Here is a 24,534-nt window from a genome sequence, read left to right on the forward strand (position 1 = left end):
ACCGTCAAATCCGCAACCGCGCTTCTCTATGCCGCCGCTGCCAATGTCCTAATCCGACGCATCGCTCGTTACGCATGAGATTCAAGACAGGCTCTCAGAGGGTTCGCTATTTTCGGCAGCATTTTATGATGGTAGGATCGCCGAAGAGGAATGGATGATGCCCACAACCATTGAATCCAATAATGCGCATCGAAGCGATAACCAACTTCGTCTCGGAGATTGGCTTTGGCGGCCTTGGTCAGCGAAGCTCTGGTGGAGCGGCGTGCCACTCTATTGGCTTGGCATGTTCGCGTCCTTCAAGCTGGACGCATTGGCATACGTTTATCGTTCGGCAGTCGGCGGGTATTTGAACGAATTGTTCTTTCCGCCCATTGTAGCACTCGTTCTCTCATATGGTTTTCTTCGTCAGTGGTTGGTGTCGTTGCCAGCCCAGGAGGACGGTGAAACCGACGAGCACGATTTTTGGGATCGCAACAAATATGGTCCGTCCGGGATGCTTCGTGAATTTGATCCACTCGACCCAGCGTCAGGGGCGCTTTGGATCGGCAGCCCTCTGAACCCGCTGAACCCTGGCTACATCAATTGGCACCCTTCTTGAACTCCGAATCGCCGTCGAACGGCCCCGACGTTAGATCGGTCGAAAATCGTCCGCTGCCTAGTAGCGAGCTCTGCTCGATCGAGGTCAGAGGAGCGGTCAGATCAGCGGTTCCGCGCGCGCTGTCGGTCTGATCAATATATCGGTTTCTGAGCCCATTCGAGCCGAGAATTTCCTCCGACAATCGGTGGGCGAATGCCTCAGCTGGATTGATGGATCGTGCCGCCGATCGTTCTGAATTGGCCAACGCTTGCCGGACATCATAGTTTACAATGTTGAGCTGCGCGCTTGCGGTCTCGTTAGTCGAGCCACCTTCTTGACTGGAAATACCTAGAGATCCCGACATGCGGCCAAATGACGCGCCACGGTCGGACTTTGTCATTCGACCTGTGTGCGTACCAGTACCTCCACCGATCTCGCCTTTTACTCCGATCGAGAATGCGTTTTGGTCCTGCGCGGTGCGGCCGATCGAGCGTTCCCACCCCGTCTGCGCCATAATGGCCTGCACATCTCGTTGGATGGTGTCCGAAACCTGCGGCTTCAGGCGCCAATTGCCCTTCCGGTCCATCTCGAACCCGCCCTTGAGCCAGTTCGCCATGGCGGTGCGCCCTTCGGCGCCACCGCTCATGAAATGTTCGATCGTGTCGGGACCTGCTTGCTTACCCGCCTCGAACCGTGTGCTGGTGTCGTTGCGGGCTGACTTCTCGAACCCAGCACTACTGGAGACGAGCAGGTCATTGTGAGCGAGGCTGAAACGGGCATGGCCGCCATTGGCGACCGCGCCGAGCTGGCTCTCGTTAAGGAGGCCAGCCTGCCACATCTGGGCGGCGGTGGCCGGGGTCAGGTTCATCCTGAAGTCGCCATTCTGGTCCATCGCGATCTGGCGCTTGCTCATTTCGATGCCGTTGGCCCGCAGCAGACCCTGGATGCGTGACAAGCGCTCGCGTTCGACGATGCTGGTCAGCCGGGCGTTTCTCGCCCGGTCAGCGATGCCGTCGGCGCCGCCTTCCGCCATGTCGAGCTGGTTGCCGCTCGCATCGGCCAATGTTCGAATGAAGCTGTCGAGACGGGCCGCCTCGCGCGTCGACATGCCGGCGGCCTCGGCGCCTTGCGCGAAGCCGAAATTCTCCGACTGCCGCCGCTGCTCGCCGATCCGGGCAGCACTGCGCGTGCCGTCGTGCCCGACCTCTTTCTGCGCGTCGAGCTTCCCCGAACGCTCGGCAAAGTCATAGCCGGCGGCTTCCCGGGTCCGCCCATAAACGCTGGTACCTTCCCGCGCTGCTTCAGCCGTTGCCCCGTCCGCCGTACCCAGGTCGGTCGCGGCCCGATAGGTTTCGAGAGCCTTGGTCACCTGGGCCTCATTACGTCCCGTTGTGCGGGAGAGTTGCGTGATGGCGGAGGAGCGCGCTTCGCCGGAGAGAGCATTGATGAAGGCGATGCGGCGGCTCATCTCATCAATAGGTAGGCCGAGCATCAAGGAGGCGTTGCGCTGACCCTGGTTCCCACCCGTGCGATGGGCCTGCTCGGTGGCGACATTGCTCCGTTCCACCTGGGCGACCCGACCCCCGGCATAATCGCGGCGGCCTTCCATGGCGCCGCCCTGCACCTGGGCGGCGGTCAGGTCATTGCGCAGCATTTCCTCCTGCGCATAGCTGTTGGCGATGAGCTTGGCGAAGGTGGGATCGGCGCTGGCTTCTGCGATGACCCCGCTTGCCTTGAGCGCCGCGTTTTGCGGTGAATAGCCGCCGCGCTCGAAATGCCGTGTCGCGGCCTGCATCATCATGCCATAGGCGCGGATGTCGCCAAAGGCCCGCCACTGGACGAGTCCCTGGGTGAAGGCGCCGAACGCCTTCTCGCCTGTTTCGCCCGCCCCGAAATAGCTGGTGCCAAGGCTGCGTAGCGCGTCCTTCTCGGCAAAATTGTGGATCGCGCCGGTGGCGGCTGCTGCCCGCACGGCGCTGGCCGTCGCTGGATCATTGAGGTCTCGGCCGTGTAGCGCTGGCGCAAGGCCGCCCAGTTCCCGCGCGCCATCGACGCTGCCGAGGCCCATTGCGGCGCTACCTTGCGCTCCGCCGCCATGGGCAGCACTGACCGCGCCTGCCGCGCCGAAGCTGCGGTTGGTACCGAACGTCGAGCGCTCGCCGAAATCTCCAAAGCTTGAGGTGGCCGATCGACGAGCGCCCGTTCCCATGGCCGAAGCCTGCGCCTCAAGCGCCGAGGCAAAGCCTTCGGAGGTGGAGACCCCGGCAGCCGCGGCTGATCCCTGAGCCTGAACACCGAGCGAGCCGGCGGTGAAGGACGAGAAGACATTGCCCGAGAAGCGGAACACGGTGAACACAAACGCCCCGGCGAGGCCCGCCGCTGCGGTGCGGAAGCTCCCGAAGATGGCGAGCGCCTTCATCGCCGAGGAGGGGGCAAGCATCCAGGTCGTGGCCGCCACATGATTGGAACGCATCTCTGCTAGCACCGCCATCGCGCGGCCACGGGTCAGTTGATAGATGCCGGCGTCGATGACGCCCCAGAGCGCCACGAACACGAAAAGGCCCAGCGCAAAGCTCGCGACCCGAAGGTTGATGGGGGTGAGGATGAACAGGAGGGCGATCGGCATCATGAACAGCATGATTCCGAAGACGGTCGTGCGGATCGTCGGCATCCATTCATTGGCGGTCGACATGGTGGCAAGGCCGCCCGCCACCACAGCCCGATTGGCCATGACGCGGGCGGCCGTCGCCGGGCTGTCCTCGAATAGAACGTCGCCCACACTATTGCCCAGCAGGATATTGGTGAAGAAGGACTGGGCGGTGAGCGGCGTTCCCAGCATCATGTCACCCATCTCAGCCAAATTGCTGCGGCAGCGTGCCAGCTGATCTGCCTTGGTGATGTCATAGCCTGTGCGCTGACAGACCTGGGAGGAATAGTCCTCGAAGATCGCCGGGTCGGAGAGCCGATCCGCGATATGGGTCCAGGCCTCGTTGCAGCTGACCGTCGTTCCGCCCTTGTCCGAGGCTGTGAAGATGGTGCTGAAGGTCGAAGGCCCCGCCATGGCGGCAAAGGATGCCGGCAGGTCTGTGCTGGTGCGGAAAAGCTGGTCGTCATCGATGCCATAGGCCGGCGAGACGCGGGCGACCGGATAGCATTGGCGGACATAATCCTTGACCGTTGCGTCGAGAAAGGCATCGGTCATCGGCCCGCGCGGGCTGACGGCATTGAGGAACAGGTCGAAGGCATGGCCGCCCGCGCCGAACTCGAGTTTGGCATGCGGGTCGAGCGTGTTGTCGTCGATCGTTTCGGCGAGCGCGCGCTCCATCATGTTGGTGACGCCCGCCACCAAGACGATCAGGTTCGGAACATCGCCGACGGGCTGATAGGCGTTTCGCACCCGGTCATAGACATGGACGGTGCCGGTCGTCGCGACGAGGCCGACAAACAGGCCGATGCCCACCAGCATCTGGAGACCGAACGCGACAAGGCCCATGCCAGTGCCGCGGATCATGGCGAGCATGGCGCCGAGCGCCATCCCGACGACCGCGACGATCAGCACCAGCGTCTCGTAGCGCGGATCGGCGAAGATCATGGAAACCAGCCGAAACGCATCCACGGTCTCGGCAAAACCGTCATAGGTGTGAAAGCTCGTCTCCAGCGCGAGGGCAGGGGAGGCGACGAACAGGCCGGCGAGACCGCCAAGCAGCGCGGTCAGGCGGGATAGGCGGCGCATAGCGTCCGCTCCTTCAGCGGTTGCGGCTGGCGGCGGTACCAGCAGCATCGCGCGCGTCCCGATCACGCTGGCGGATGAGACCGGCATAGCCCGTCGAGAGGTTCGCCTGAGAGAGTACCGCCATATAGGATTGCCGCATCTGCGCGCGCTGGCGCAGCACCTCTTCGCGCAGGTCGCGCAGCTGTTCGATGCCCTTGGTGAGGATGCGGGTCTGGCAGATATTGGCGCTGGCTCCATCGGCGGCGCCAGCTGCGCTGGTGCCGCGTTCGGCGTTGGAGATGGCGAAGTCGATGCTGCGGGTGAGGTCGTTCAGCATCTGATAGGCGAGCGTCAGCGCGACCAGTTCATCGGTATCGCCGATGACTGAGTCGACCACATCCTGGCGGACGCCCCATTCGAGCATCCTGTAGACCGGCAGGGTCCGCACATTGGCGACGAACTGCCGTTCCTCGGCCGTCAGTGCGGCGCGGGTCCTGATCTTCTCGGCGATCGAGGTCATGCGCTCGCGAGTGAGCGCCAGCGCGCCCTTGCTCCCGTCCTGCGTGCAGTCGGCGGCGGTGGCCGGCATGTTGAGGGCGCGGCGCATCACTCGGCCGCTCAGGAAATCGTCGGAGGATTCGGTATCCTGACCGGCACAGGCGGGGATGGCGGAGAAGAGTGGAACCTTGTCGGTCGCGTCCCAACGCATATAGACATCGCCCACTCGCGCGCGCATGACGCCCGCCCAATCGGCCGCGCCGACGCGGGACGCCGCATGGGACAGCAATGATCCAGTGCGGAAGATGTCGGTCACCTCGGCCGGGCAATTGGCGAGCGCGTCCTTCAGATCCTCGGTGGGGCTATTCCCGTTAGCCTGGATCTTCTCGCGGCTTTGCTGATAGCTTTTGGCATAGCCCTCCTTCACCGACTTGTAGCCAGTCATCTCCTCGATGATGCCCGACATGTTATCGTCGCCCTTGGCGATCTGGACCATGCGATTGGCGAGGCGGCAGTCGTTCACCTGGATGGAATTGAGGAAATTGGTGGCCGCCTCCATCTTCGAAATGATGTTGCCCATCTTCTCGTCGAGAGTTTCGAGCAGATATTGGAAGGCGACGGCGGGCGCCGCCTGGAGGATGCTTTCGAGCTTCTGGACGAGGTAATCGGGATCGAGGAAAGACATGCCGCCCAGAAACATGTCGATGCCGCCGCAGCCCGCCTTCACCTTGGGCATGGTGAGGCTCATCAGATAATCGCTATGCACATCGATCCGGCCAGACATGCCGCCCGCGGTCACATAGCCGCGTGTCTGGTCCTCGAAGCTGCCGGGACTGGTATAGGTCACATTGTCGAACCATTGCTCCGCCCAACTCTGGGCATGCGCGGGTGCCATGGTGCCGCAACTCGCCAGCAGCGTGGCAAGCAGCGCGATCAATTGCCGGAACCGCGCGCAGGATGTCAGACGAAGAGGGGTGAGGGTGCAGCAATCGGCCATGGCGGACTCCAGGGAGGTGGGGGAGTGGGGTGAAGGTCCGAGCCCGCCATTGCTCAGTCCTTCGCTTTGTTGCTTGTTTGAGAGGGCGTCGGGGCGCCGACGATACCGGTGAACTTCGCCATCGCGCGCACGCCGACCGCGGCCCGCACGCCAGTCTGCATCTTCAGCCCGAGATAGATGTTGCGGGCGAGATTGGCCGGATGATCCGTGCCAATCGCGACCGGCAGGATGCGGGCCTCATCGGAGACCGGGCGCAGCCAGGCGACCGGATGGCCGATCCAAGGGAGACCGAGGCGCCCGGAGCGAAGCATGGCCTCGTCGATGTCGATCGGACGGAGCGTCAGCCCATAACGCGTTTTGAGCGCAAGCAGCTTGGTCCAGAGATCGCCGCAAGGCAGGCAGCCGGGCACCGTGCTCATTTCGATGACAAACTCGGACCCCTGGCCCTTCAACGCGGCCTCGAAATCCGGCGGATAATCGAGGGTGCGTGGAACGCGGGCGAGCCACCTCTGCATTTCGCCGGCGCTGGAAACCGGATGGATCGCGGCGCGGGCCGCCTGGATCCGGTCGGGCGATCGTCGCTCCGCCTGCGCATGGGCCGGGAGCGGCAACAGGCCCAGCAGCGCGATCGATGTACCGAGATGGAGGGCTCTCATGGGCGGCCTCCGCCTGGGCTTGCCATGGGATCAGCGGCCGCAACCGGACCATTGGCGAGCGCGTCGAAAAAGCCGTTTTCCTCACCGGCGCCGGTCAGGAACTGTTCGGGCCTGATGTCGCCCGAGAGCAATTTCACCGCCTGATAGGCGGTCTGGATGAGCGTCGGGAAGGCCTCGACGCCATTGGCGATGACCATGCGCTGCGCTGAGTTGCGGCGTATGACCATGGTGGTGGGCGTCACCTCGACGCCGAAGCGGGCGCCAAGTTCGGGCCGCCGATCAAGGTCCTCGCGGATGATCTGCCAGCCGGTTTCCTCCTGGAAGCGCTGGAGGATCGGCCATTGCACCCGGCAATAGCCGCAGGAGGTGCGCGAGAACATGACGAGCGCAAATTCAGGGCCACGCGAGCGCAGGTAGGCGCGGCGCACAGCATCCTTCTGCGCGCCGAGCGCATCGCGCGCATCGCCGATCATCGGATTGGCCGACTTGGCGCTGAGTTCGGGATGGGCGAGCATCGCCAGCTGGGTGACGCCGGCAAAGGCGCGGGCTTTCCGTCTCGCGAAATCCTCCAGCCGCCAGAAATCGGATACCGCCTCGACGGTAAGGACGGTCGCGGCATAATCGCGCTGGTCAGCGATCAGCTTGGCGATCCGGGGCGGACTCCAGCGCGCGAGTTCGGCCATGGGCGGGATGACCGGGGCTGGCGGCACTTCATCGGGCGGAGTCCCGGTGGGATCGGGCTTGGCGCGATACCACCAGTAACCCTGGCGGATCGTGTCCTCTCCTTGGGCTGGCGCCGGGAGCAGCAGGCCGGCCAAGGCCAGCAGGGCGAGGGGGCGCGTCACAGGATGCGCTCCATGCGGGTGAGGCGCTCGAGCCGGACCGGCCCGAAGTAGCGGCTGTCAAAGCCCCCGGCATGGTCGGAGCCGACATAAATAAAGGCGCGCGGGATCGGCCGATCGCCCCAGCGCAGATGGGGAAGGGGCCGACCATCGCGACCGAACGGTCGACTCGCCCCAAGGAAAGTGCGGCCGCAATAATACCAGCTACGAGTACCCTCGCGCCCGTCGATCGACATCCGCTCGATCTCGCGGAGCCGCTCGCCCGGAAGACAAAGCGCGCGCTTGGTGACGCTCACCGGCTTCGGGCCTGCGATCGGATGGGAAAGCATGAACTCGACGAGATCCCCCTTATGGATCGGACCCGGCGCGCGTCGCACCGCCCAGGCGTCGATCGACGGGCTCATGACCAGGGTGATGCCCGGCAATCCCAGCCAGGTGAGGGTGGCAATGGGCAGGATGGCGGCGAGACTGAGCGCAAAGCGCCTGTTGTCGGCAGGCTGGTTGCCGATCGCACCGCCCAGCGCGCGGGCCGCCTGCATGGGCAGGGCCTTGGAAGCCGGCCAGAGGCGGCTAGCGGAGAGACAGGCGAGACGCAGCATCGCGGACCTCCTCCGTGCCGCCGAGGCGGGCATATTCTTCGAGCAGCCCTGAAAGCGCCGCGTCGCCATAGACGATATGGCTGGCGCGGGGCGCGACCTCCTCGTCGCGCTCGCAATAGGGAAGGGTGGGATCGCCCGGCACCATGGCGAAGGCAGGGACCCGATTGACGCCATGCTGGCGGAAGAGGATCGGGTCGACGATGAGCTGGACGTTACGCATCGTGCAGGCCGGCCCCTCGCAGCCCGGATCGACGCGCAGGATCTGCGCCGTCAGTTTCGCCATCGGGCCGATCTTGCTCATGCCCCCCGGAACGCCGCGAAAGGCGATGACCCCGCCCACCAGCTCAAGCTGCGAAGCGTAATTTCGCAGGGTCTGGAGCGGCATGGAGGAGGAGGCGAACAGCATCGGCATCCAGCCCTTTGCCGAAGGCGCAGCCCGTCCATCCCTCGGCTTCGCCGCATCGATCGGCGCGGCAAGCCCCAGCGCCTCATAAAGGCGCTTTTGCAGGGCGTCATGCTCGGCAGTCATGTGCTGCGCGGCGTCCTCCCGGTCCTTGCGCGCCCGCGCTTCGATGCCGGGAAAGCGCCCCTTTTGCCGCATCGCCTCGAAGGCCCGGCGGCGCATCGCTTGCGAGGGTTCGGGAATGCCGGTCGGACCGGAAAGAACGGGCTTGTCTGGTGCGGGCGGGTGGTGTTCTCCCGCGGTCCGTCCGCCTTGCGCCAGCGTCGGGGCGGCGGCGCAAAGCGCGACCATGGCGCCGGCGCGCAGCAAAAGGTCAGGGATGGATGATGCTGAGCGTCGCATCGATCTTTTCCTTCATGTCGATCTGGATGTCAGATTGGGCGCGGGCCTCGATGTCCGCATAATATTCGCTGAGGTCCATCCGGCTGAAGTCGAGCGCCTGGAACTCTTCAGCGGAAGAGCCGCGGCAATAGGGGTGCTGGGGCGTACCCCAGCCAAAGCTGTTGAAAGCGGCAAGCTGCGGCCGACCCTGCTCCTGGATGATGCGGCCAAGCTTCGTGTTGAAGCAGCAATGACCGCGCGCCTTCTGGATGCAGATGCCCAGGATCTTCGACGCGCAATAAGTGCCGACCTCATGGCACATGCCCGAGCCCCGCAACATGCCGGTTTCCATATCCTGTTGGTCGCAGCCCTGGAGCAGCAGCTCGATCATGTAATTGATGGCGAGGCTGATCGCGATCGAGGTGGGATCGATGCCGACAATGATCGCATTGGCGCCTGCCGAGGCCGCCTCGCTTGCCGTCGCTCCCGCCTTGAAGGCGGTATAGGCCGCTTTCATGCCGGTGAAGACACCCTTGGCGATCGCGATCTTGGTGGTGATCGAGCTGAACGAACCACCCATCCCGTCCTTGACGATTTTGCCCTTGTCCTTGCAGCAATTCTGGAAGGAGACGCTGGCGCCGGGAGGCCGGCAACGCAGCGCCCGCCCGCCGAATATCTCGATGGTGCCAAGGCAATTGCCATCGGCATCGACCGGGCCGTCACCCGGCGCGCCGGGATCGTCGACGACCTCTTCATTTTCGATCGGCGTGGCGGAGGTATCGATGCAGCTATGGGGCGAGCAGGCCGGCACGCCACCAACTGTCGGCGTCTTGCAGGCAAAAGCTGCGCCAAGTGGGCAGGTATAGCCGCCTTGTGCGTCGGCCACGCAGTCGACTTGGCCGATCGGGCAGAGCGCGCCGCCGTCTGCGGCTGCAAGGCACTGCGCCATTTCTCCCTCGTCGGCGGCATCGCCATTGCCGTTGAGGTCGGCAGCGCAGAGCTGCGCGGCATGGGCCTGCTGGAACATACTGAGAGGAACCAGGGCGCAGGCGAGCGCGAGTGCGGGGGCGAGGCGGCGGATCATCGCGCCACCGCCGTGCAGGCAAGGTCGGAGCCGGCGAGCCGAACGGTCTGCATCATGACCACCGCCTCGGGGAAATCATCGAGGCAGCCGCAGGGTGAGACGATCTCCTCGCCATCGCCCAGCGGGCAGACATTGTCGGCCGAGCAGACATGATAGAAGCTGTCCCAGCCGACGGGCACATTCTGCTTTTCCGCCACGGCGCCAGCGGGCGCGACGCCGCTATTGGCGCTGGGCGCGCGGGTCTTGCAGATGGACTCGCAGGCCGCGACCGCCGGACGGTCGGGAAGCGCGAAGGCGCGGGTCGACTGGACGAGGGAGCCATCGTTGGCCCGCGTCTGATCGGCGAGCATCGTCTCGGTCGAATGGTCGATGATGTAGGTTGCGCGGGCAAGATCGGGCTGCACGGTTCCCGATGTATCGACCACGCAGGCATAGCGGCGCGTGCGCAGGAAGAAGCCGCGGCTATATTGATAGGTGCAGCTGCCGGTGCCGAACAGGCGGGTGAGGGGCAGGGGCTTCAAACCCGTGACGACGCCATTGCGGACGGTCTCGACGCCATCGACATCTTCCTGGGTCAGGTGGCAGGCGGGATGACCCGCATAGCCTGCGCAGAGGTCGACCAGCCGTTCGCTGACCTCGCAGCTCGTGTCGACCTGGATTTCGACGGTGACATAACCCCAATTGCCGCCACCCCCGCCGCGGACCCGCGCGCTGACAGACGTCGCGCCGGACCTGAGCGTGTCGGTAAAATCGATGGGCGTGCGGTTATACCAGGGATCATCGCTGATCCGGCAGTCACCCGATGGCAGGCCATCACCCGTCCACAGACGCTTGCCCGCCGAGCCCACGACTTGCCCGTTGATCCGCCCCTGAACCCAGTCGTCGGCGCCCATCTCGATAATCCGCGCCGAAACGATCCGGCTGGGCAGCAACGGATTGAAAGTGACGGTATAGACGGGCGGATTGCTGTCGCAGCTCCCCGCACCCCTGATCTGGAAGCGGAGGCATCCTGTGCCGCAGCTGCTGGTGGATGTAATCGACCCGCTGGCGGAGACGATATCGGAAAAGTCCCAGGCCTTGACCGCAATCTCGCGCTCGATCGTGCAGGACCGTGTTTCCTCCGCCTTGCCATTGCCTGCCGGCGAGGCCGCAAGCGCTGTAAAGACAGAATTTGTCTGCGAGGCGGCATAGGCGTCGCCGCTGATCGCCGTCGGGTTGGCGCGATAGCTCGTCGCGGACACCGAAGGCGAGGACGAGCAGGCGGTCGTCTGCGCGCCGACATAGCGGATGACCGGGCCGTCGATACTGGCCTGCGCCACCGCGGTCCGGGGATCGGCGGTCGTCAGCGCGCCGATGACCCCGCCACCCAGGTCCTTCAGAACTGAGGGCAGATTGCCCGCGACCAGGTTGGCACCGCAGCTTGCATTGACGCAATAGCATCCGGCGAGGTCCGGCAGATCGACCTCGCTGAGCTTGAGGTCGCCGCTACCGCCGACATCCCATTTGAAACTCTGGCACTGGTTCCAGCTTCCCGGCGAACAGGAGATAACGCCGTTGGCGCAGATTCCCGATACCGGAACCGGGAGGGCCAGGACCTGGTCAAAGGCGCCGTCGAGATTCTTGTCGCGGGAAATGGAGAGATGGGTGATGTCGCCGGTCGCGCCCGACTGGACCAGCATTTCCAGCATGGTGGCGCTCTTTTGGCAGGCGAGATTGGGCGTGAAGCTGCGGCTGTTGTCGACCGTGCTGACGGGTTGGTTGCCGAGGCCCGGCGTCAGATAATTGTTGCTGATCGCATCGCTGTCGCCGGATTTGGCCCGCGAGGCCGCCGCTGCTGCCCGCGCTCTCGCGTCCATATCCTGCGCGAAGGCCGGCTGCGCCAACGCGGTCTGTGCGACCAGCAGGTAGAGGCCGGCCATGCTGGCGGAGAGATGGAGTCTCACGACTGGCCCTCGCCTCTGCCGGCGCCAGCCACCTTGCGCAGGCGAAACAGGGGGCAAAGTGCGGCAACGCCGGGAGGCGCCGACAGACAGAGAAACGCGGCCCGTCCATCCACTATGGTCAGCACGGCCGAAGCGAACAGGGCTTCAGGCAGAGGGGGGGAGCCTCGCTCGCCGGGGGTATATCCGGCCGTGCCGACCTTCCTCTCCTGCGGTTGCAAAGCCGCAGAAGAAGAAACCGGGAATGGAGCGGCGCCGGATGGCGCCGGCGCCGCTCCGCCCGCGCAGCGCCCGGCCGGGCCGACTTGGCCTTGGCGGGCAGACCGGGCAGGGAGCCGGGTCGCTGTGGGGCTTGGGGGAGGGGATTTGCTCATGGGGTCGAGACCCCCGCGCAGCAGATCACCTTTTCAAAGGACATGAACTGGGCGTTGTCCTTGCCCGGCGCATGTTTGGCCGAGGACCAGAGCGCGCCGGGACGGCCGATATTGACACATTTGCCGCCCTTGACCGGCTCCATGATCTGGAGCTTGTAGCGGCTCTTGGTCCAGATCGGCTGGGGCTTGAACGAACAGCCGTCAGCCGAGCTGATGGTGAGCGCGCCAAGCCGCCCCATCATGAAGGTGCCGCGCGCCGCAAGGCCCGCCCAAGCCTCGACGCTGTCGCCAAAATGGATGTCGCCCGCCACCGGATAGGTCGCGCCCCAGCTTCCCATGCACCAGAAGAGCGGATCGATGACCTTGCCCGCTGCCGCCGCGGCGCTATCGGCCGTGCAGGCAAGACCAGCGGCGGGATTGCCGAACAGGATCCCTTCGGGCTGGATGATCGCGCCCAATGTCCCGGATTGCCAGGTTGGCAGGACTTCGGTGATCATCGCGACGTCGAAGCCATCGTCCTCGACGCAGGGGAGGTCGGTGAACATGTCGAGCATCTTCCAGACCGGCGAGATGTAGTAATGCATCTGCGCAAACAGCTTCTGGCTGTTGGTGCCGTCGGCGATTCCGGACTGACTGCCCTGAAGCCGGCCGCCGGTGGGGAGGAGATCGGCGCCGAGCGCCATCATGCAACCCGGCTCGGTGACGACATCGATCATCCGGTTGGGCGACCAGAAGCTCACCTTCACGCCGAACCAGAAGGTCGCGCCCTTGCGGCAGGCGCATAAGGGTTTGGAAGCGGACTGGGCGTCGAGCGCCTTGTCGAGCTTGTCGAAACTCCCCACCCGCACGCCGCCGATCGTGATCGGAAAGATGCAGGTCCAGCGCACCTTGGTCAGCGGATTGAAGATGGTCCTCGCCTCGCATTTGGAGGCGTAGGCTGGCGCGGAGGCACCGCCGGTAGCCAGCACCAATGCAAGCGGCGCCATGCGCGTGAGGAGCTTCCGCTTCATGGCCGCGCGCTCCCGCTCGCTGCGCGAAGCGGCGCATATTCGGTGAGCATGAGCTTTTTGCCCTGCTGCGCGACGATCACCGGCGCGACAGTGAGGCCCAGCCGTTCCTTGATCCGTTCTTCCAGGATGAAGAGCGGACGGCCGGTGCGTTCGGAGAGGTCGAGCGCATCGCCCGCGGTCAGCAAGATGAAATCCGTGAACCGCGCCTGCTTCAAAGCCCAGCCCAGATCGCGCGGGTGGATGATGACGAGGCGCTGGGGCAACGACACATAGTCGAGCGGGTTGAAGGTGAAGCCCTTGGGGTAAAGCAGTCGGCCATCGGGCAGACGGATATCCTGCTCCACCGTATAGAAGGGGACAAGGCTGCGGACCCGGTCCACCTTTGCAACCCCAAGCTGTGCCGCGTGCATCGCCGACCAGCTCGAACGGGGGCCTAGCCGGGAGGCAAAGCTGGGCGCCCTGGCAGCGCGGTCCTCGATCTCGGTCATAGCATCGGGCTCGGCGATCGACCAGGTCCGCCCGATGGTGGAGGTCGCCGCCCGCGCGGGGTTCCCGCAGGCAAGGCTCAGCATCAGCGCGCCGATCAGGGCGTGGCGGGCGCGATCGGGAAAGCGCTCATCAGCGATCATGGCGCCGCCTCCACCAGGGTTTGCCTTCATCGCTCTCGCCGCGGACCGCAGCGATGAGCGCTGCGGTGCCCAATATCCAGGTCGCGAGCAGAAAGACCTGCAGCGCGGAGGGCAGCGCGTCCGACGCTTCGTAGAGCAGGAGGGACTGGACGAGCAGTATGAGCTGGGTTCCTACCAGGAGCCGGATGGGCCCGGGCGCGGGGCGCCGGGAGAGGATGCCGCTCATCGCGCGCGCCACCATGTGCGCAGGCGCAGGAGGCCCTTGTCGATCGCGCCAGTGAGGCCGATGAGGAGGATGCCGCTCGCAAAGCAGCCGGCGGCGACCATCACGGCGGCTCGCAGGACGAGGAAGGGAGGCTTGCCGAGCGCAAGGCCCGCGGCGCCCACAAGCAGGCCCATCATCAGCGTTTCGATCGTGACGAGGCGGAAGCGCCAATAGAGCGCCTGTGCCTCGGCCTTGGCCGCTGCGCGTCTCTCGATGAAGGCTTCGAGCGTGGGATCGGGCGCGAATTCGAAGCGGGGCTGGTTCTGGTCGGGAGGCGTGCGCATCACAGCAGCTCCCCGCTTGAGCCGGAGCCAAGGATTTCGCTAGGATCGACGCCGGCCAGATCGCAGACCGCTTCGAGTGGCGACATGCCCCTGCGCAGTCGCGCCTCGAAGGCGGCGACCTCCTGCGGCGCGCTGGTGTTGATCCAGTAGGAGAAGGGATCGACGACGAGGCGTGCGATGCCCAGACCAAGCGGTGAGTCGATGAAGACTTCCGAATAATGGGGCTTGTTGTTACGGACCGATTTCAGGAGATCGAGGACGAAGCCCGAATAATCGAGGATCTTGTTCTCGACGGCCCGGTCATAGGTTGATCCTTGAAGCAGGAAGCGGGTAGCGGCATTTTCGAGGATTACCTGTCCCGTGCCGCCGAACAGCAGCAGGTCGTTCATCGACTGAAGGACGACGCCGAAACTCCCCTGATATTTGCGCGCGCGCCTGTAGCCCTGGCCGAACACCTCGGCGAGGCGGGAGAGATCCTGGCCGTCGGTCCTCGTCATGAACTGGGCGGCCTCATCGCACAGGACAAAGCGGGGCCGGTCGCGTGCGGAAAGATAAAGCTCCTGGGTGACCGCGTTCACCACCACCATCACGATCACATTGAAGAGGTCGGGCATGGCCTTGAGGCGCTCAAGCTCGAGCACGACGAACTCGTCGGCGGAAATGTCGAAGGTCGAGGGGCCGTTGAAATAATGGCCATAGGCGCCTGAACTGGCAAAATCGCGAAGATTAAAGGCGAGTTCGCGGGCGGCTGGGATCAGATGATCGACCTTGTCGAGGTCGCTGGTGGCATAAGCGGGATAGGCGCCAAGCCAATCGCGCACCGCGTCGATCCCGGCTTCCGCCCGCCCGCTGTCGATCGTCCACTGCACCGCGGACTTCAGCAGGTTCCATTCGGACGTGCTGACGCCCTTGCGGGTCGCGGCATTGGCCATTTCCGCGACGATGGCGACCGCCATGGAGATGGCCGACTGCCGATCGTCGCCGTCGAGCGCGAAGCCCATGTCGAAGGGGTTGAGGACGAAATGCTCCTCGCCAATGTCGATGTAGCGGCCCGAGCAGAGCGTGCAGAGCTTGGCATAGCTGCCGCCGATATCGATGATGCGGATGAGCGCGCCTTGCGCATAATATTGTTGGCATAGGTTATTGAGGAGGAAGCTTTTGCCAGCGCCGCTCTCGGCCGAGACGATGAAATTATAATTGTTGATGCGCGGATCGAAGAGATCGAGCGTGATGAGCTGGCCCTTGCGCCCGGCATAGAGCAGGGCAGGGCGGCCGCCGCCGCGAAAGTCGGTCTGGACAGGTGCCAGTAGCGCTGCGGCCTTTGCTGGCATGGGGAGGTCGCGCTCCAGCATCCGCAATGTCCGCCGGTCAGGATAGAAGCCGAAGGGCAGGGCCATCGGCAGCAGGACTGGGTTGAGATAGCTTTCCTCCTGCATCATCCAGGGGAGCGGTTCGCTTTCCCAGAGGCGCTTGGCGCGCGCCGCCATCTCGCGGGCCTGCGCACTGTCGCGGCCGAACACCCAGATGACCGGGATCACCGAGACGAAGCGGCTGTTGCCCGCTTCGTCGAGGACCCAGCCGATCTCCTCGATCTGCTTGCCGACCTCGACCGCGAAACTGCCAGCGGCCTTTTGCGCGGAGAGGATCTGCGCGCGCTTGTGGATTTCGAAGCTCGAATGATCGAAGAGGATGTTGAGCGTGTAGAGGAAGGGGCCGCCAATCTGGTCGCTATCCTCCGAAGCGCCGCGCATGCCGCCCAGCAGCCGGTTGCAGCGTTCGGCCGTGACCCGCCGCGCCGGGGACTTGGGGGTAAGGCAGCGCGCGACCTGTTTGCCGAGGAACAGTTCGGGGCCATCGAAGACGAGATCGGGGCCGGCATCGATCAACTGCTTGCGCACCGGGCGCGCGGGCATGTCCTCGCTGCCTTGGGCGAAAACCCCCGGTGCAGCAGAGAACACGCCGTTGAAAATGCGGCGATAGAAGGTGACCAGGGCCTCGGGCGCGAGGCGGGCGATGCCGAGCTTGGAGAGCTGCTCTTCGATCTGGCGCCGCAGGTCGGCCCCAAGCGGTTTGCGCGTCTTGATCGAGAGGAGCAGCCGGAAATTGCGCAGCGGAATGCCGTGCAGGGCATCGAGGCCCTTCGTCCCTTCGCGCAGATAATCGCGGGTGCGGCGCGCCGAGGCCTGAATCAACGGATCGGGCCGGGATTTGAGATCCAGGAAGGCGTCGAGCGCATCGTCGATCAGTGGGTCGGCAAAGCAGTGGAGCTGGACAACGGTGCCCGCCGCGAAATGGATATTAAGGAGGCCGAGCAGCGCCTGATGGACATGGGCGAAGAGATAGGCACTGGGCACGAGTTCCCAGGCCTGGCCCCAGCCATCGTCGATGCAGAGGAAGGCTTCCTCCTCCGCGACCCAGGCGACCATCGGCAGAAAGTCGGAATAGGCATCGCGCGAAACGCTCTGGCGCAGCCGCTCGAACGTCATGCCGCCGCCATGACGGGTGCCGGGCGCCTTCATTGCCCCTGCTCTCGCGGCTGTTCCTGCGGTGGAGCGGGAAGGTCGCTCGTCTCCATTGGCACGGGCTTGGCCTTCACCTGCTCGAGGACTGGCACACGGCTCGCCGGATTGACGGGGCTCACCAGATAGTCGCCGACCACCCATACGGGCTTGTCGAGGATCGAATAGACATAGCGCGGCATGTAGAGCCGGTCGGGCCGTTCACGGTCGGCATAAGGAAGGATGAGCGTGCGGATCGTACGGCCCGGCCGCAGCATCGGCGTCACCGGCGCCTCGACCAGCCCTTGAAGCTCGCGATAGACGCTCATCCGATAGCCAAGATAGGGCGTGGCGGCCTTGCCCCTGGCGCGTCCCGTCGATCCGGGCGAGGTGGCGACGGCGCTGCCTTTCAGCATCTTCCTGTCGTTCGTGACTTTGGGATCGGATCGCGAGGCGGCGCCGGCGACCGCATCCTCATAGGCGCGCTCGGGGTGGATGCACTGGCCATGGTCGCTATTCTTGCAGCTGAACTTTTCAGGATAGGGCGACATGACCGAGCCGATGGCGGTGCAGGCGGGAAGGCTGGCCAGCATCAGCAGCGGAGTGCCTGCGCGGTGTATCACCGAAGCTGCCAGGAAAGAGCGGAGCGGCATGGGCGTGTCTCCTTGTTTGAGGCGCGGGCGCATCAGAATTTGCTTCCCGCAGTCGGCTTGATTTCGAGGGCGACGCCCTCCTGGATCACCACGACCACATCCTTGGCCGCGCCCACCTCGACGATGGGTCCGGCCTGGCGGGCGAGATCGAGATAGAAGTCGGTGAGCTTGTCGGAGGATTTGGAGAGACCGCCGGCAATGCCGGTCTTGGCCGCGTCGCCCGCATCGAGCGACCGGACGGTGCCGAGCGCGGAGACCGACGTGTCGCCGAACGTGTTTTCGACGCTCTGGCTCATGCCCGAGATCGTGCCGGCAATGAAGCTGCGCGCGAGCGCGGCGCCGGCGCGGGTGACGACCCGGCCCGACAGCCCCTTCTTCCCGTCGGTATCGACGAAGAAGCCCTTGATTGGCTGATCGACGACCGAGCGTTCATCGAAATCGACGCAGGAGAGGGACACGAGCTGGACTTCGACCCGCTCCTTGGCAAGGCTGCCGGTCGCATTGCCGATGACAAAGCAGCCAGCAAGGTTCGCCTTGACGTCATTGGGCAGCACGGCGGGCGCCTGGACGCGGGCGATCAGCGGTTCGGGATTGCTGGTTGCGTCCCGGCTCGCCAGTGCGTCGATCCCGGTCAGCAGCCGCGCCTTCATGAAACCAGGCGGCAAATAGATCGTCCGGGTCTTTTTTTTAACGCCTGTTGCCCCTTTGTCGCCCGCGTCGGCGGTGAGTGCGGCGGTCGCGGTCCCGATCGAGCCGACCTGCCGCTCCACCGGCGGGGCGGGCGGCGCAGGCGGCACGGACGGCATGGGAGGCGGCGGGAGGCTGCCGTCAGCGCTCTCAAGTTCGCGCCCGCTGGGGCTGGGGGGGAAGGCCGGGATGTCGCCGGGCATGGCGCTGGGGAGATCGCCCTCTGCCGCGTCCGTGATGGTTCGCCCGCCAGGGGCGATCCTGCCTTCCTCGATCGCGGTCACCCGGTCGCCCAGCAGCGCCTGGCCGTCGAGGATTTTCTTGAGGTCGCCGCGCACCTTGGTCTCAAGGCTGTCCCCGCGAAGCCCCGCGCCCATGTCGAGGCGCGATGCCGCCGGTGCCGCTGGCGCCTCGTCCTTCGATCCGCTCGAGGCGGTGTAGAGGCCATAGCCGAATAGTGCGATGACGACGCCGACACCGGCCTGGCGGGCGCGCAATTGCTGATGGGCCGTCAGCAACGCCCAGCGGGCCTTGAGGTCGAGCAGTGCCGGACCGCGCACCTCCCTGGCGGCGCGATCATCCGGTTCGCCGCCGGCGCCGTCCCTACTCTTTGGCGGGCGGGAGTAGCCCTTTATGCCGGCGTGGGGCCGCTGGGTCGGCGCGTCGGGCCTGGTGCCCATCGGTTGCGAGCCCGTCGGTTGCGCACCCGTCGGCTTCTCGCCGCCCTTGTCGCCGGGGCCGCTCACAGCGTCTCTCCCCGCCGCAGCAGAATGAGGCGCGCGGTCTCGCCGGCCTTCAGGGACAGGCGATCGAGGGTGACGCTGAAGATGCGCTTGCCCATCGCGGTGTCCAGGAACATCCGCTCGTCAATGTCGGTATCAGCGCTCGCCTCGACCCAATATTCCGACGCCGACAGGCCGGTGCCCTCGATCGTGACGCGGCGGCGTTCGGTGAGCTTCAGCGCTGGCGCGGCGCTGAACGCAAGCGGCCCTGGCGAGACGGCGACCTCGGTAAAGCTTGCCGGCACCCGGTCCTGCAGCATCGAGAGGGTGATCGAGACGGCGCGCTCCTCCTCGACCAGCGGCCCTAATAGTTCGCCATTGGCACGGGCACGCTGGCTGGCGCCCGGCACGAGGGTCACAGTCTGGGCGGGAATGTCGGAGGGCTCGGCATAGAGCGGATAGATCGCGCCGTTACAGGTCACGAAAAATTCCGAGGGCGTGGTGACGAAGCTGCGCGTCACCTGGCCCGCTTCGTCGTTTTCCTTGACGAGGAACTTGACCCAGGCATCAGCGCCCGCCTTCTCGACCGCGATCGCCTTTTCGGCGGAGAATTTGACGTCCTCGATCTCCCCGCCCTGGCAGACGAGATGATTGATGTCGCGGTTGGAGAGGCGGATGCTGCTGGTCTGGTCGGGAAGCGCGGTGATGGTCTGGGCCAGTGCCGCTATGGGCAGCATGGTGGCGATCGCGCTCGCCGCGAAGGGCGCGCAGAGGCGCTTACCGAAGTTCGGCATCGAAATTCTCCTCGGAAAGAGACAGGAGCCAGAAGCGTCCGGCATCGATCGTGTAGCGGATGCGCAGATTGCCGCGGAACTTGCGGATGACGCCGCCGATGACGCGGACCTTTTCTACCGGCACCAGGATCTGGCGGTCCGTCCAGGTGACGGGCTGATCGGGCCGGATGTAGGTCGCGATCGAGAGCGTCGGATTAGTGGTGAGTTCGTCGAGGATCGCGTTCAGACTGTCGCGGATGCCATTATAGGCGGTGGGGTGGACGATGCTGAGCAATTCCTCAAACTGCCGGTCGGCCGACAATGCGGAATAGGTGCCCGAAAGCGCGACGATATTGCGCGTCATGGTGCGCAGATATGCGGGCGAGGGCTTGCCGCCGGTCACATAGAGATCGCCGCCCGCGCCGAAGGGAACCACGATTGTCCGCTGGTTCTGGCTCGTCGTGTAAAGGGCGATCCCCAAAACCGCGGTGATGCCGAATAGCCCCGCAATCGAGAATTTGAGGAGCCGATTTTCTTCGAACAGGTTGGATGACCCCTGGAGATAGCGATGGATGCCGAAGCTCGCCGGCTTGTCGGCCAAGGGATTGCTGGTCTCTCGGGCGGATGATCTGCCGAACATGGGATAGCTCACTCGCAAAAGCGGGTCTGGGTCGGGCCGGGGTAGCGGGGCAGCGTGAGCAGCCCCCAGCGCCAGGCGAGATGCGGGATGAAGCCGCGCGGCTTGGTCCGCTTCCAGGGAATGAAGAGGAGAAGGACGCCGAGGAGCGACCAGCCCACATATCCGCCGACGATGACGGCAACGAAAATGGTGGACACCACAAGGATGAACTCCTGCGCGTCGAACCAGAGAATCTGGACCGGCTTGTGCAGAAATTGCGGAAGTCTCTCGTCCACGTCCTTCTCCCTTGCTTCATCACGTACGACCAGACGTGATTGTTACGAAGAGCGACCATTCGCTCCCCGTGTCCGGCGCAGGCCCAAAAGAAAAGCCTGCGCCAGTCCTTGTTTCACGCGGGTCTCAGACCATCATGCCGAAGGTCTGGAGGATGGAGTCTGCCCGGATCAGGCAGACCGCCGCGACGATCGTGGGGATGCCGATCATGATATTGGAAAAGAGGCGGCTGACCCCGAACAGGAAGGCGGCAACGCCGCCCACGAAGCCAAGCGGACCCTTCACCCCCTGGTTCACCACGATATCGTAGATATCGTAGCCAAGGTCGCCGGCGGCCGGCGCCTGGAAGGCGTGGGCGGCCGATGCCAGGGTCATCGCGACGAGGAGGGTTCCCACGGCATCGGCCGACGCAAAAGAGAGGCGGCGGATCCGTGGCATCGACAGATTTGGTAGGTCTACGGTCTTGAGCATGGCTTTTCTCCAGGCAAAATGGAGCCGTCCCATCGGCATGCCTGCCGGCATCGACTTGGGTGATCGCTGTCGGCCAGCGAGGGGCAGGGCGGCTCCAGGAGGAAGGCCCATCGCCGGCATCTCGTGCCCGGAGGGCCTGCACAGTGCGCGCATCCTCCCAGGGCCCGCCAAAGTTTCTGCGGTCAGCCAAGCGGCTTTTTGGCCGCCTGCTTTTGATCGAGCCAGGCCTCGATCTCGGCTTGCTGGAAGCCAGAGATGATGCGGCCGTCGAGGATGAGGGTGGGGGTGCCCGATATGCCCATGGCTTTGACCGCCTGCGCATTGGCTGCGACGCGGGCGGCGCCCTCCTTGCAGGTCGTGAGAGGTTTCGGCGCCTCTCCGGCATAGGTGGCGCGGAACGCGGCCGCCTGGTCCTTTGAACAGAGGATATGCTCGGCCTTGGACGCGGCCTGCGGGTGGATGCCGCTCACAAAGTAGATCTGACGGCGGACCCCCTTTCCTTCCGCGGCCTTGGTCGCCCAGAAGCGGTCGAGGGCGCGGCAATAGGGACAGTCGGGATCGGTGAACTCGATGATGGTCGGAGCCTCGGGTGGCCCGATGGTGAGCGCCTGCGCGGGATCAAGTTGCCCCAGCTTCTTGCGCGCGCTGGCATCCTGCGCGAGGGCGGTCAGGTTGACGCCATTCCTGTCATAGATGGTGGCGAAGAGCAGATGGTCGCTCTCCGGCGCATAATAGAGGATGCGCCCGCCCGCGCTCGCCTGAAACAAGGGGCCTTTGACGGGCGCAGGGCCGAAATCCTCGAACTGGAGGTTGGTGAAGCTTTGGCGGAGGCTTGCCTGCGCCTTTGCCGCTACAGCGTCGAGAGCGGTCGGATCCGTCGCGGGCTCTGCAGGTGCCGCGTTCACGATCCCGGCGGCGCCTGCGATCAGCGCAATCGCGAGTGTCTTAGCGATCCGTGCGTGGCATGGCATCATCATATCCTTTCCTGTTGTGGAATGGCCGGGCAAGAAGCGCCGGATCGAAGCGGATCGAGCGCCCAAGCGGTACAGTCATTGCGGGAGCGGCCGGAATTTGGCCCAGGGTTACCGCCTCGATGATGAACTCGCCGCCATGCTGCCGAACGGCAAGAGGTTGGACCCAGTCAGTGGGAACTCGCGCCCTCACCATGGCTTGCCCTTTGGCCGCCATTGCGGGCATAGTTGCCGCCATGAGAATGACGAGCGCTGGGGCGCCGATAGGAATGCCTCTGCCCATGGGGCATGTCTCCTCGCATCTGGGCGGCTGAAGCGGCGGCCCGGTTTCGGGAAGGGTGCTGGCGGGAAGCTTCGGTCATTCGGGTAAGCTCGCCGTCACCGGTTGTTGAAACCATCGATGTCGAGACCGCCCCCGCCCTGCAATGGCCAGGGCAATGATGTGCCGGTGCAGGGCACTGACGTGCCGCCAGGCGGCAGTGAAGTGCCGCTTGGGCATTTGCGTGCCGCATCATGGATCGTTTGTAACGGGCGAAGCGTCGACCATCGCGGATACACTCCGCCTTGCTGCACGAATCGCGTCAGGCTCCGCCCGTCATTTTCAGTGAGGAAAGTGCAAAGGATGAACGGTAAAAGGTCACGCACCTATCGGCTGACACTTTCGGAAAGCGGATTGGAACTCTATCTCTCAGTCCACCTGCGCCTGTGCGCCCTGGCGCAGGATCTGTTACCCTATGGAGCGACGCTCCAGGCTGCGATCGAACTTCTGGAGCAGCGGGATTGCGATGAGGTGGCGGCCGAGATGCTCGACAATCGCCTGGATATCTATTTCGGCAAATGCGAGCATTTCGTGGGCGGTTCGCCTGCTATCGGCCGGTCCGCGCGGGCGATCAGGGAGAGATTATCGCAGACAGGCTTGATGCATGCGCCCCAGATCGGTCGGATTTATATTGCCGGGCTGGGTGTTCTTGGCGCCTCTGAGAGCCGCGAATTGACCAGCTGGGTCGCTCGTCTCGCGCGCGAGCGGGCGCGATCATAACTGCTGCGGGCACAGGACGCCGGCGCCAACATCAGGTTGGATCGTCGAATTCATCTCAAATTGAGAATGATTGTTTTTGACCGCGTGCGTCAAATGCATAGATTTCGGCGATCGGGTAAGTGCCATTGGAAGCTTCGAGCCAGTGTCAGGGGTGCCTGCGCATGCCGACTCGAAGACTTCAGACCAAGGATAACGTGCTGGTTCTCTCCAGGATAAAGGAGATTTCCGGGAAACGGATCGAAGAGCGCCGCCGACGTGACCGGATCACGCAGCCCCAGCTTGCACGCGCGGCCGGGGTCAGTGTTCGATGGTTGCGGGAAATTGAGGCGGGCAATCCCAAGTCGAAGCTTGATGAGCATCTTGCATGTGCCCATCGGCTTGGTCTCTCGACCACCCACATCATGATCCCGCTTCTTCTCATGGAGCGAAGAATGTCGATTCCCGAGGAATATCTGGTGGAGGAGGATCTCTCCGAACTGGAAGATCGCTGCATCGCGCTCGTCTATGAGCATTCGCAGGCGGCCGTCACCCGGCGCAGATCCTCCTTCTTCGCGCCGGGTGATGACGGCGAACCGTCCTGACGGGAGGTCTTGATGGCACCTGAACCCCTGACGGCAGAGCGCATCTATCGCCGGCTCAAGGCCGATATACTCGATGGCGTCTTCCCTCCGGGATCCCAGTTGATCGTACAGAATGCAGCCGAAACCTATGGCGTGAGCATATCGCCCGTACGGGATGGCGCGCATCGGCTGGTGGGCGAGAGACTATTGGGCCTCAATGTCGGGGGAGGGTTCACCATCCCGCAACTCGATGCGCAGGTGCTGCGCGACCTTTATGTCTGGCATGGCTATCTGGTCAGGCATGCCCTGAAGGCAAATAGTCCCGTTGCGGGGGAGCCAGGGCCTATCTCAATCCTGGAGCGCAGTGGCCCGCACCATCCCAAGGATATTCGCGATGCAACCGCCGCGCTGTTCGGCCGGATCGGTAGCAGGTCCGAAAATAAGGCGCATCTCCATGCAGTTCTTGCCGCAGGCGAGCTGCTTTCGGTCGCGCGACTCCATGAGCCGTCCGTCGTCAAAAATGTCGAGGAAGAACTGCTTGCGATCTGGAACCTGACCGGATCCGGTCAGGATGCCGCATTACGAGATGCCATCTGGGCCTATCACAGGAGACGGATACGACGCGCTTCGGCAATCGCTCACAGAATTAGCGCAGTCCCGCCATCCTCCGACACTGCCGGTAGAAGCTGATGTTCAGCGGCTTTGATTGCCGCCGGTGCGGGGTTGTCTCCAATATGGCGCTTATAAGCCGGTAAAATGAGAACTTATAAGATCGGGTATAAGGGGCGAGCTACTTATCATCATGCATGCCGCAAATGACTGCGGCCTGCATGATGGAGATGAACATGGAACGTATCGAAGACCGCTCCGACGACTTCGTCGATCTGGGCAACGCCGCCTTTGAAACCAAGGGCGCAATCGCGGGCGAACCGTCGGACGGCGTCGGCTACCGCCTGAACGGCATGGCAGACGAATAATCCGAAGGGATCGGCGCGG

At 64.4% G+C, this 24,534-nt stretch carries 26 protein-coding genes; 5 read left to right on the top strand and 21 right to left on the bottom strand.

Annotated features, from left to right (window positions below; genetic code table 11):
• Window positions 1-154: 154 nt before the first annotated feature.
• Complete coding sequence (locus BMY84_RS26575) at window positions 155-598, top strand: hypothetical protein (protein WP_256215460.1); 444 nt, start codon at window positions 155-157, stop codon at window positions 596-598.
• On the opposite strand, the gene BMY84_RS26580 is transcribed toward BMY84_RS26575, so the two are convergent.
• The 21 genes from BMY84_RS26580 to BMY84_RS26680 form a co-directional block, all read right to left on the bottom strand.
• Window positions 579-4,310: a conjugal transfer protein TraG N-terminal domain-containing protein gene (locus tag BMY84_RS26580; RefSeq protein ID WP_093088018.1), complete on the bottom strand. Its 3,732-nt coding sequence runs from the start codon at window positions 4,308-4,310 to the stop codon at window positions 579-581. The two genes, BMY84_RS26575 and BMY84_RS26580, sit on opposite strands and share 20 nt — an antisense overlap.
• Before the next feature lie 13 nt (window positions 4,311-4,323).
• Window positions 4,324-5,682 carry a conjugal transfer protein TraH gene (locus BMY84_RS26585; protein WP_256215466.1) on the bottom strand — a complete coding sequence of 453 codons (1,359 nt, stop codon included), beginning with the start codon at window positions 5,680-5,682 and terminating at the stop codon, window positions 4,324-4,326.
• 155 nt (window positions 5,683-5,837) lie between these two features.
• Window positions 5,838-6,440, bottom strand: a complete 603-nt coding sequence (locus BMY84_RS26590; protein WP_093087974.1) for a hypothetical protein — start codon at window positions 6,438-6,440, stop codon at window positions 5,838-5,840.
• Window positions 6,437-7,285 (bottom strand): conjugal transfer protein TraF, encoded by an 849-nt coding sequence (locus tag BMY84_RS26595; protein WP_093087976.1) that lies wholly within the window; start codon window positions 7,283-7,285, stop codon window positions 6,437-6,439. The genes BMY84_RS26590 and BMY84_RS26595 overlap by 4 nt, the downstream gene beginning before the upstream one ends.
• Window positions 7,282-7,881, bottom strand: a complete 600-nt coding sequence (locus BMY84_RS26600; protein ID WP_093087977.1) for a S26 family signal peptidase — start codon at window positions 7,879-7,881, stop codon at window positions 7,282-7,284. Before BMY84_RS26600 ends, BMY84_RS26595 begins: the two co-directional genes overlap by 4 nt.
• On the bottom strand, window positions 7,853-8,686 hold the full coding sequence (locus BMY84_RS26605; protein WP_256215461.1) for a type-F conjugative transfer system pilin assembly protein TrbC: 834 nt from the start codon (window positions 8,684-8,686) through the stop codon (window positions 7,853-7,855). The genes BMY84_RS26600 and BMY84_RS26605 overlap by 29 nt, the downstream gene beginning before the upstream one ends.
• The gene (traN, locus tag BMY84_RS26610; RefSeq protein ID WP_256215467.1) at window positions 8,658-9,692 is read right to left on the bottom strand and encodes a conjugal transfer protein TraN; all 1,035 of its coding nucleotides are present in this window, start codon (window positions 9,690-9,692) and stop codon (window positions 8,658-8,660) included. The genes BMY84_RS26605 and traN overlap by 29 nt, the downstream gene beginning before the upstream one ends.
• Window positions 9,693-9,745: 53 nt before the next feature.
• Window positions 9,746-11,668: a hypothetical protein gene (locus BMY84_RS26615; protein WP_177204220.1), complete on the bottom strand. Its 1,923-nt coding sequence runs from the start codon at window positions 11,666-11,668 to the stop codon at window positions 9,746-9,748.
• A 391-nt stretch (window positions 11,669-12,059) separates the two neighbouring features.
• Entirely contained in the window at window positions 12,060-13,049 is a 990-nt protein-coding gene (locus tag BMY84_RS26620; RefSeq protein ID WP_256215468.1) for a TraU family protein, read from the bottom strand.
• A 20-nt stretch (window positions 13,050-13,069) separates the two neighbouring features.
• Complete coding sequence (locus tag BMY84_RS26625) at window positions 13,070-13,702, bottom strand: conjugal transfer protein TraW (RefSeq protein ID WP_093087983.1); 633 nt, start codon at window positions 13,700-13,702, stop codon at window positions 13,070-13,072.
• The gene (locus BMY84_RS26630) at window positions 13,692-13,928 is read right to left on the bottom strand and encodes a hypothetical protein (RefSeq protein WP_093088022.1); all 237 of its coding nucleotides are present in this window, start codon (window positions 13,926-13,928) and stop codon (window positions 13,692-13,694) included. The genes BMY84_RS26625 and BMY84_RS26630 overlap by 11 nt, the downstream gene beginning before the upstream one ends.
• Window positions 13,925-14,251: a hypothetical protein gene (locus tag BMY84_RS26635; protein ID WP_093087984.1), complete on the bottom strand. Its 327-nt coding sequence runs from the start codon at window positions 14,249-14,251 to the stop codon at window positions 13,925-13,927. The genes BMY84_RS26630 and BMY84_RS26635 overlap by 4 nt, the downstream gene beginning before the upstream one ends.
• Window positions 14,251-16,770: a TraC family protein gene (locus tag BMY84_RS26640; RefSeq protein ID WP_093087986.1), complete on the bottom strand. Its 2,520-nt coding sequence runs from the start codon at window positions 16,768-16,770 to the stop codon at window positions 14,251-14,253. Before BMY84_RS26640 ends, BMY84_RS26635 begins: the two co-directional genes overlap by 1 nt.
• Window positions 16,767-17,402, bottom strand: coding sequence for a TraV family lipoprotein (locus tag BMY84_RS26645; RefSeq protein WP_093087987.1), 636 nt, complete (start codon window positions 17,400-17,402; stop codon window positions 16,767-16,769). Before BMY84_RS26645 ends, BMY84_RS26640 begins: the two co-directional genes overlap by 4 nt.
• Before the next feature lie 32 nt (window positions 17,403-17,434).
• On the bottom strand, window positions 17,435-18,835 hold the full coding sequence (locus BMY84_RS26650; protein ID WP_256215462.1) for a TraB/VirB10 family protein: 1,401 nt from the start codon (window positions 18,833-18,835) through the stop codon (window positions 17,435-17,437).
• Entirely contained in the window at window positions 18,832-19,605 is a 774-nt protein-coding gene (locus BMY84_RS26655; RefSeq protein WP_093087989.1) for a type-F conjugative transfer system secretin TraK, read from the bottom strand. Before BMY84_RS26655 ends, BMY84_RS26650 begins: the two co-directional genes overlap by 4 nt.
• On the bottom strand, window positions 19,589-20,224 hold the full coding sequence (locus tag BMY84_RS26660) for a TraE/TraK family type IV conjugative transfer system protein (protein WP_093088025.1): 636 nt from the start codon (window positions 20,222-20,224) through the stop codon (window positions 19,589-19,591). Before BMY84_RS26660 ends, BMY84_RS26655 begins: the two co-directional genes overlap by 17 nt.
• Before the next feature lie 8 nt (window positions 20,225-20,232).
• A complete protein-coding gene (locus BMY84_RS26665; protein ID WP_093087990.1) occupies window positions 20,233-20,499 on the bottom strand; it encodes a type IV conjugative transfer system protein TraL in 267 nt (88 codons plus the stop codon).
• A 124-nt stretch (window positions 20,500-20,623) separates the two neighbouring features.
• Window positions 20,624-20,935 carry a hypothetical protein gene (locus tag BMY84_RS26670; RefSeq protein ID WP_093087992.1) on the bottom strand — a complete coding sequence of 104 codons (312 nt, stop codon included), beginning with the start codon at window positions 20,933-20,935 and terminating at the stop codon, window positions 20,624-20,626.
• A 215-nt stretch (window positions 20,936-21,150) separates the two neighbouring features.
• Complete coding sequence (locus BMY84_RS26675) at window positions 21,151-21,945, bottom strand: DsbC family protein (RefSeq protein WP_256215464.1); 795 nt, start codon at window positions 21,943-21,945, stop codon at window positions 21,151-21,153.
• Window positions 21,914-22,222 (bottom strand): hypothetical protein, encoded by a 309-nt coding sequence (locus BMY84_RS26680; RefSeq protein ID WP_093087995.1) that lies wholly within the window; start codon window positions 22,220-22,222, stop codon window positions 21,914-21,916. The genes BMY84_RS26675 and BMY84_RS26680 overlap by 32 nt, the downstream gene beginning before the upstream one ends.
• Window positions 22,223-22,561: 339 nt before the next feature.
• Here BMY84_RS26680 and BMY84_RS26685 point away from each other — a divergent pair, with 339 nt between their 5' ends.
• The 4 genes from BMY84_RS26685 to BMY84_RS29505 all read left to right on the top strand — a co-directional run bounded on the left by BMY84_RS26685 (window position 22,562) and on the right by BMY84_RS29505 (window position 24,515).
• Window positions 22,562-22,978: a hypothetical protein gene (locus BMY84_RS26685; protein ID WP_093087996.1), complete on the top strand. Its 417-nt coding sequence runs from the start codon at window positions 22,562-22,564 to the stop codon at window positions 22,976-22,978.
• 125 nt (window positions 22,979-23,103) lie between these two features.
• Window positions 23,104-23,559: a helix-turn-helix domain-containing protein gene (locus tag BMY84_RS26690; RefSeq protein WP_232313633.1), complete on the top strand. Its 456-nt coding sequence runs from the start codon at window positions 23,104-23,106 to the stop codon at window positions 23,557-23,559.
• A gap of 12 nt (window positions 23,560-23,571) precedes the next feature.
• On the top strand, window positions 23,572-24,228 hold the full coding sequence (locus BMY84_RS26695; protein ID WP_093087999.1) for a GntR family transcriptional regulator: 657 nt from the start codon (window positions 23,572-23,574) through the stop codon (window positions 24,226-24,228).
• A gap of 155 nt (window positions 24,229-24,383) precedes the next feature.
• Window positions 24,384-24,515 carry a benenodin family lasso peptide gene (locus BMY84_RS29505; protein WP_143075179.1) on the top strand — a complete coding sequence of 44 codons (132 nt, stop codon included), beginning with the start codon at window positions 24,384-24,386 and terminating at the stop codon, window positions 24,513-24,515.
• Window positions 24,516-24,534: the final 19 nt, after the last annotated feature.

This window comes from Sphingobium sp. AP50 (assembly GCF_900109095.1).
Classification (GTDB): Bacteria; Pseudomonadota; Alphaproteobacteria; order Sphingomonadales; family Sphingomonadaceae; genus Sphingobium.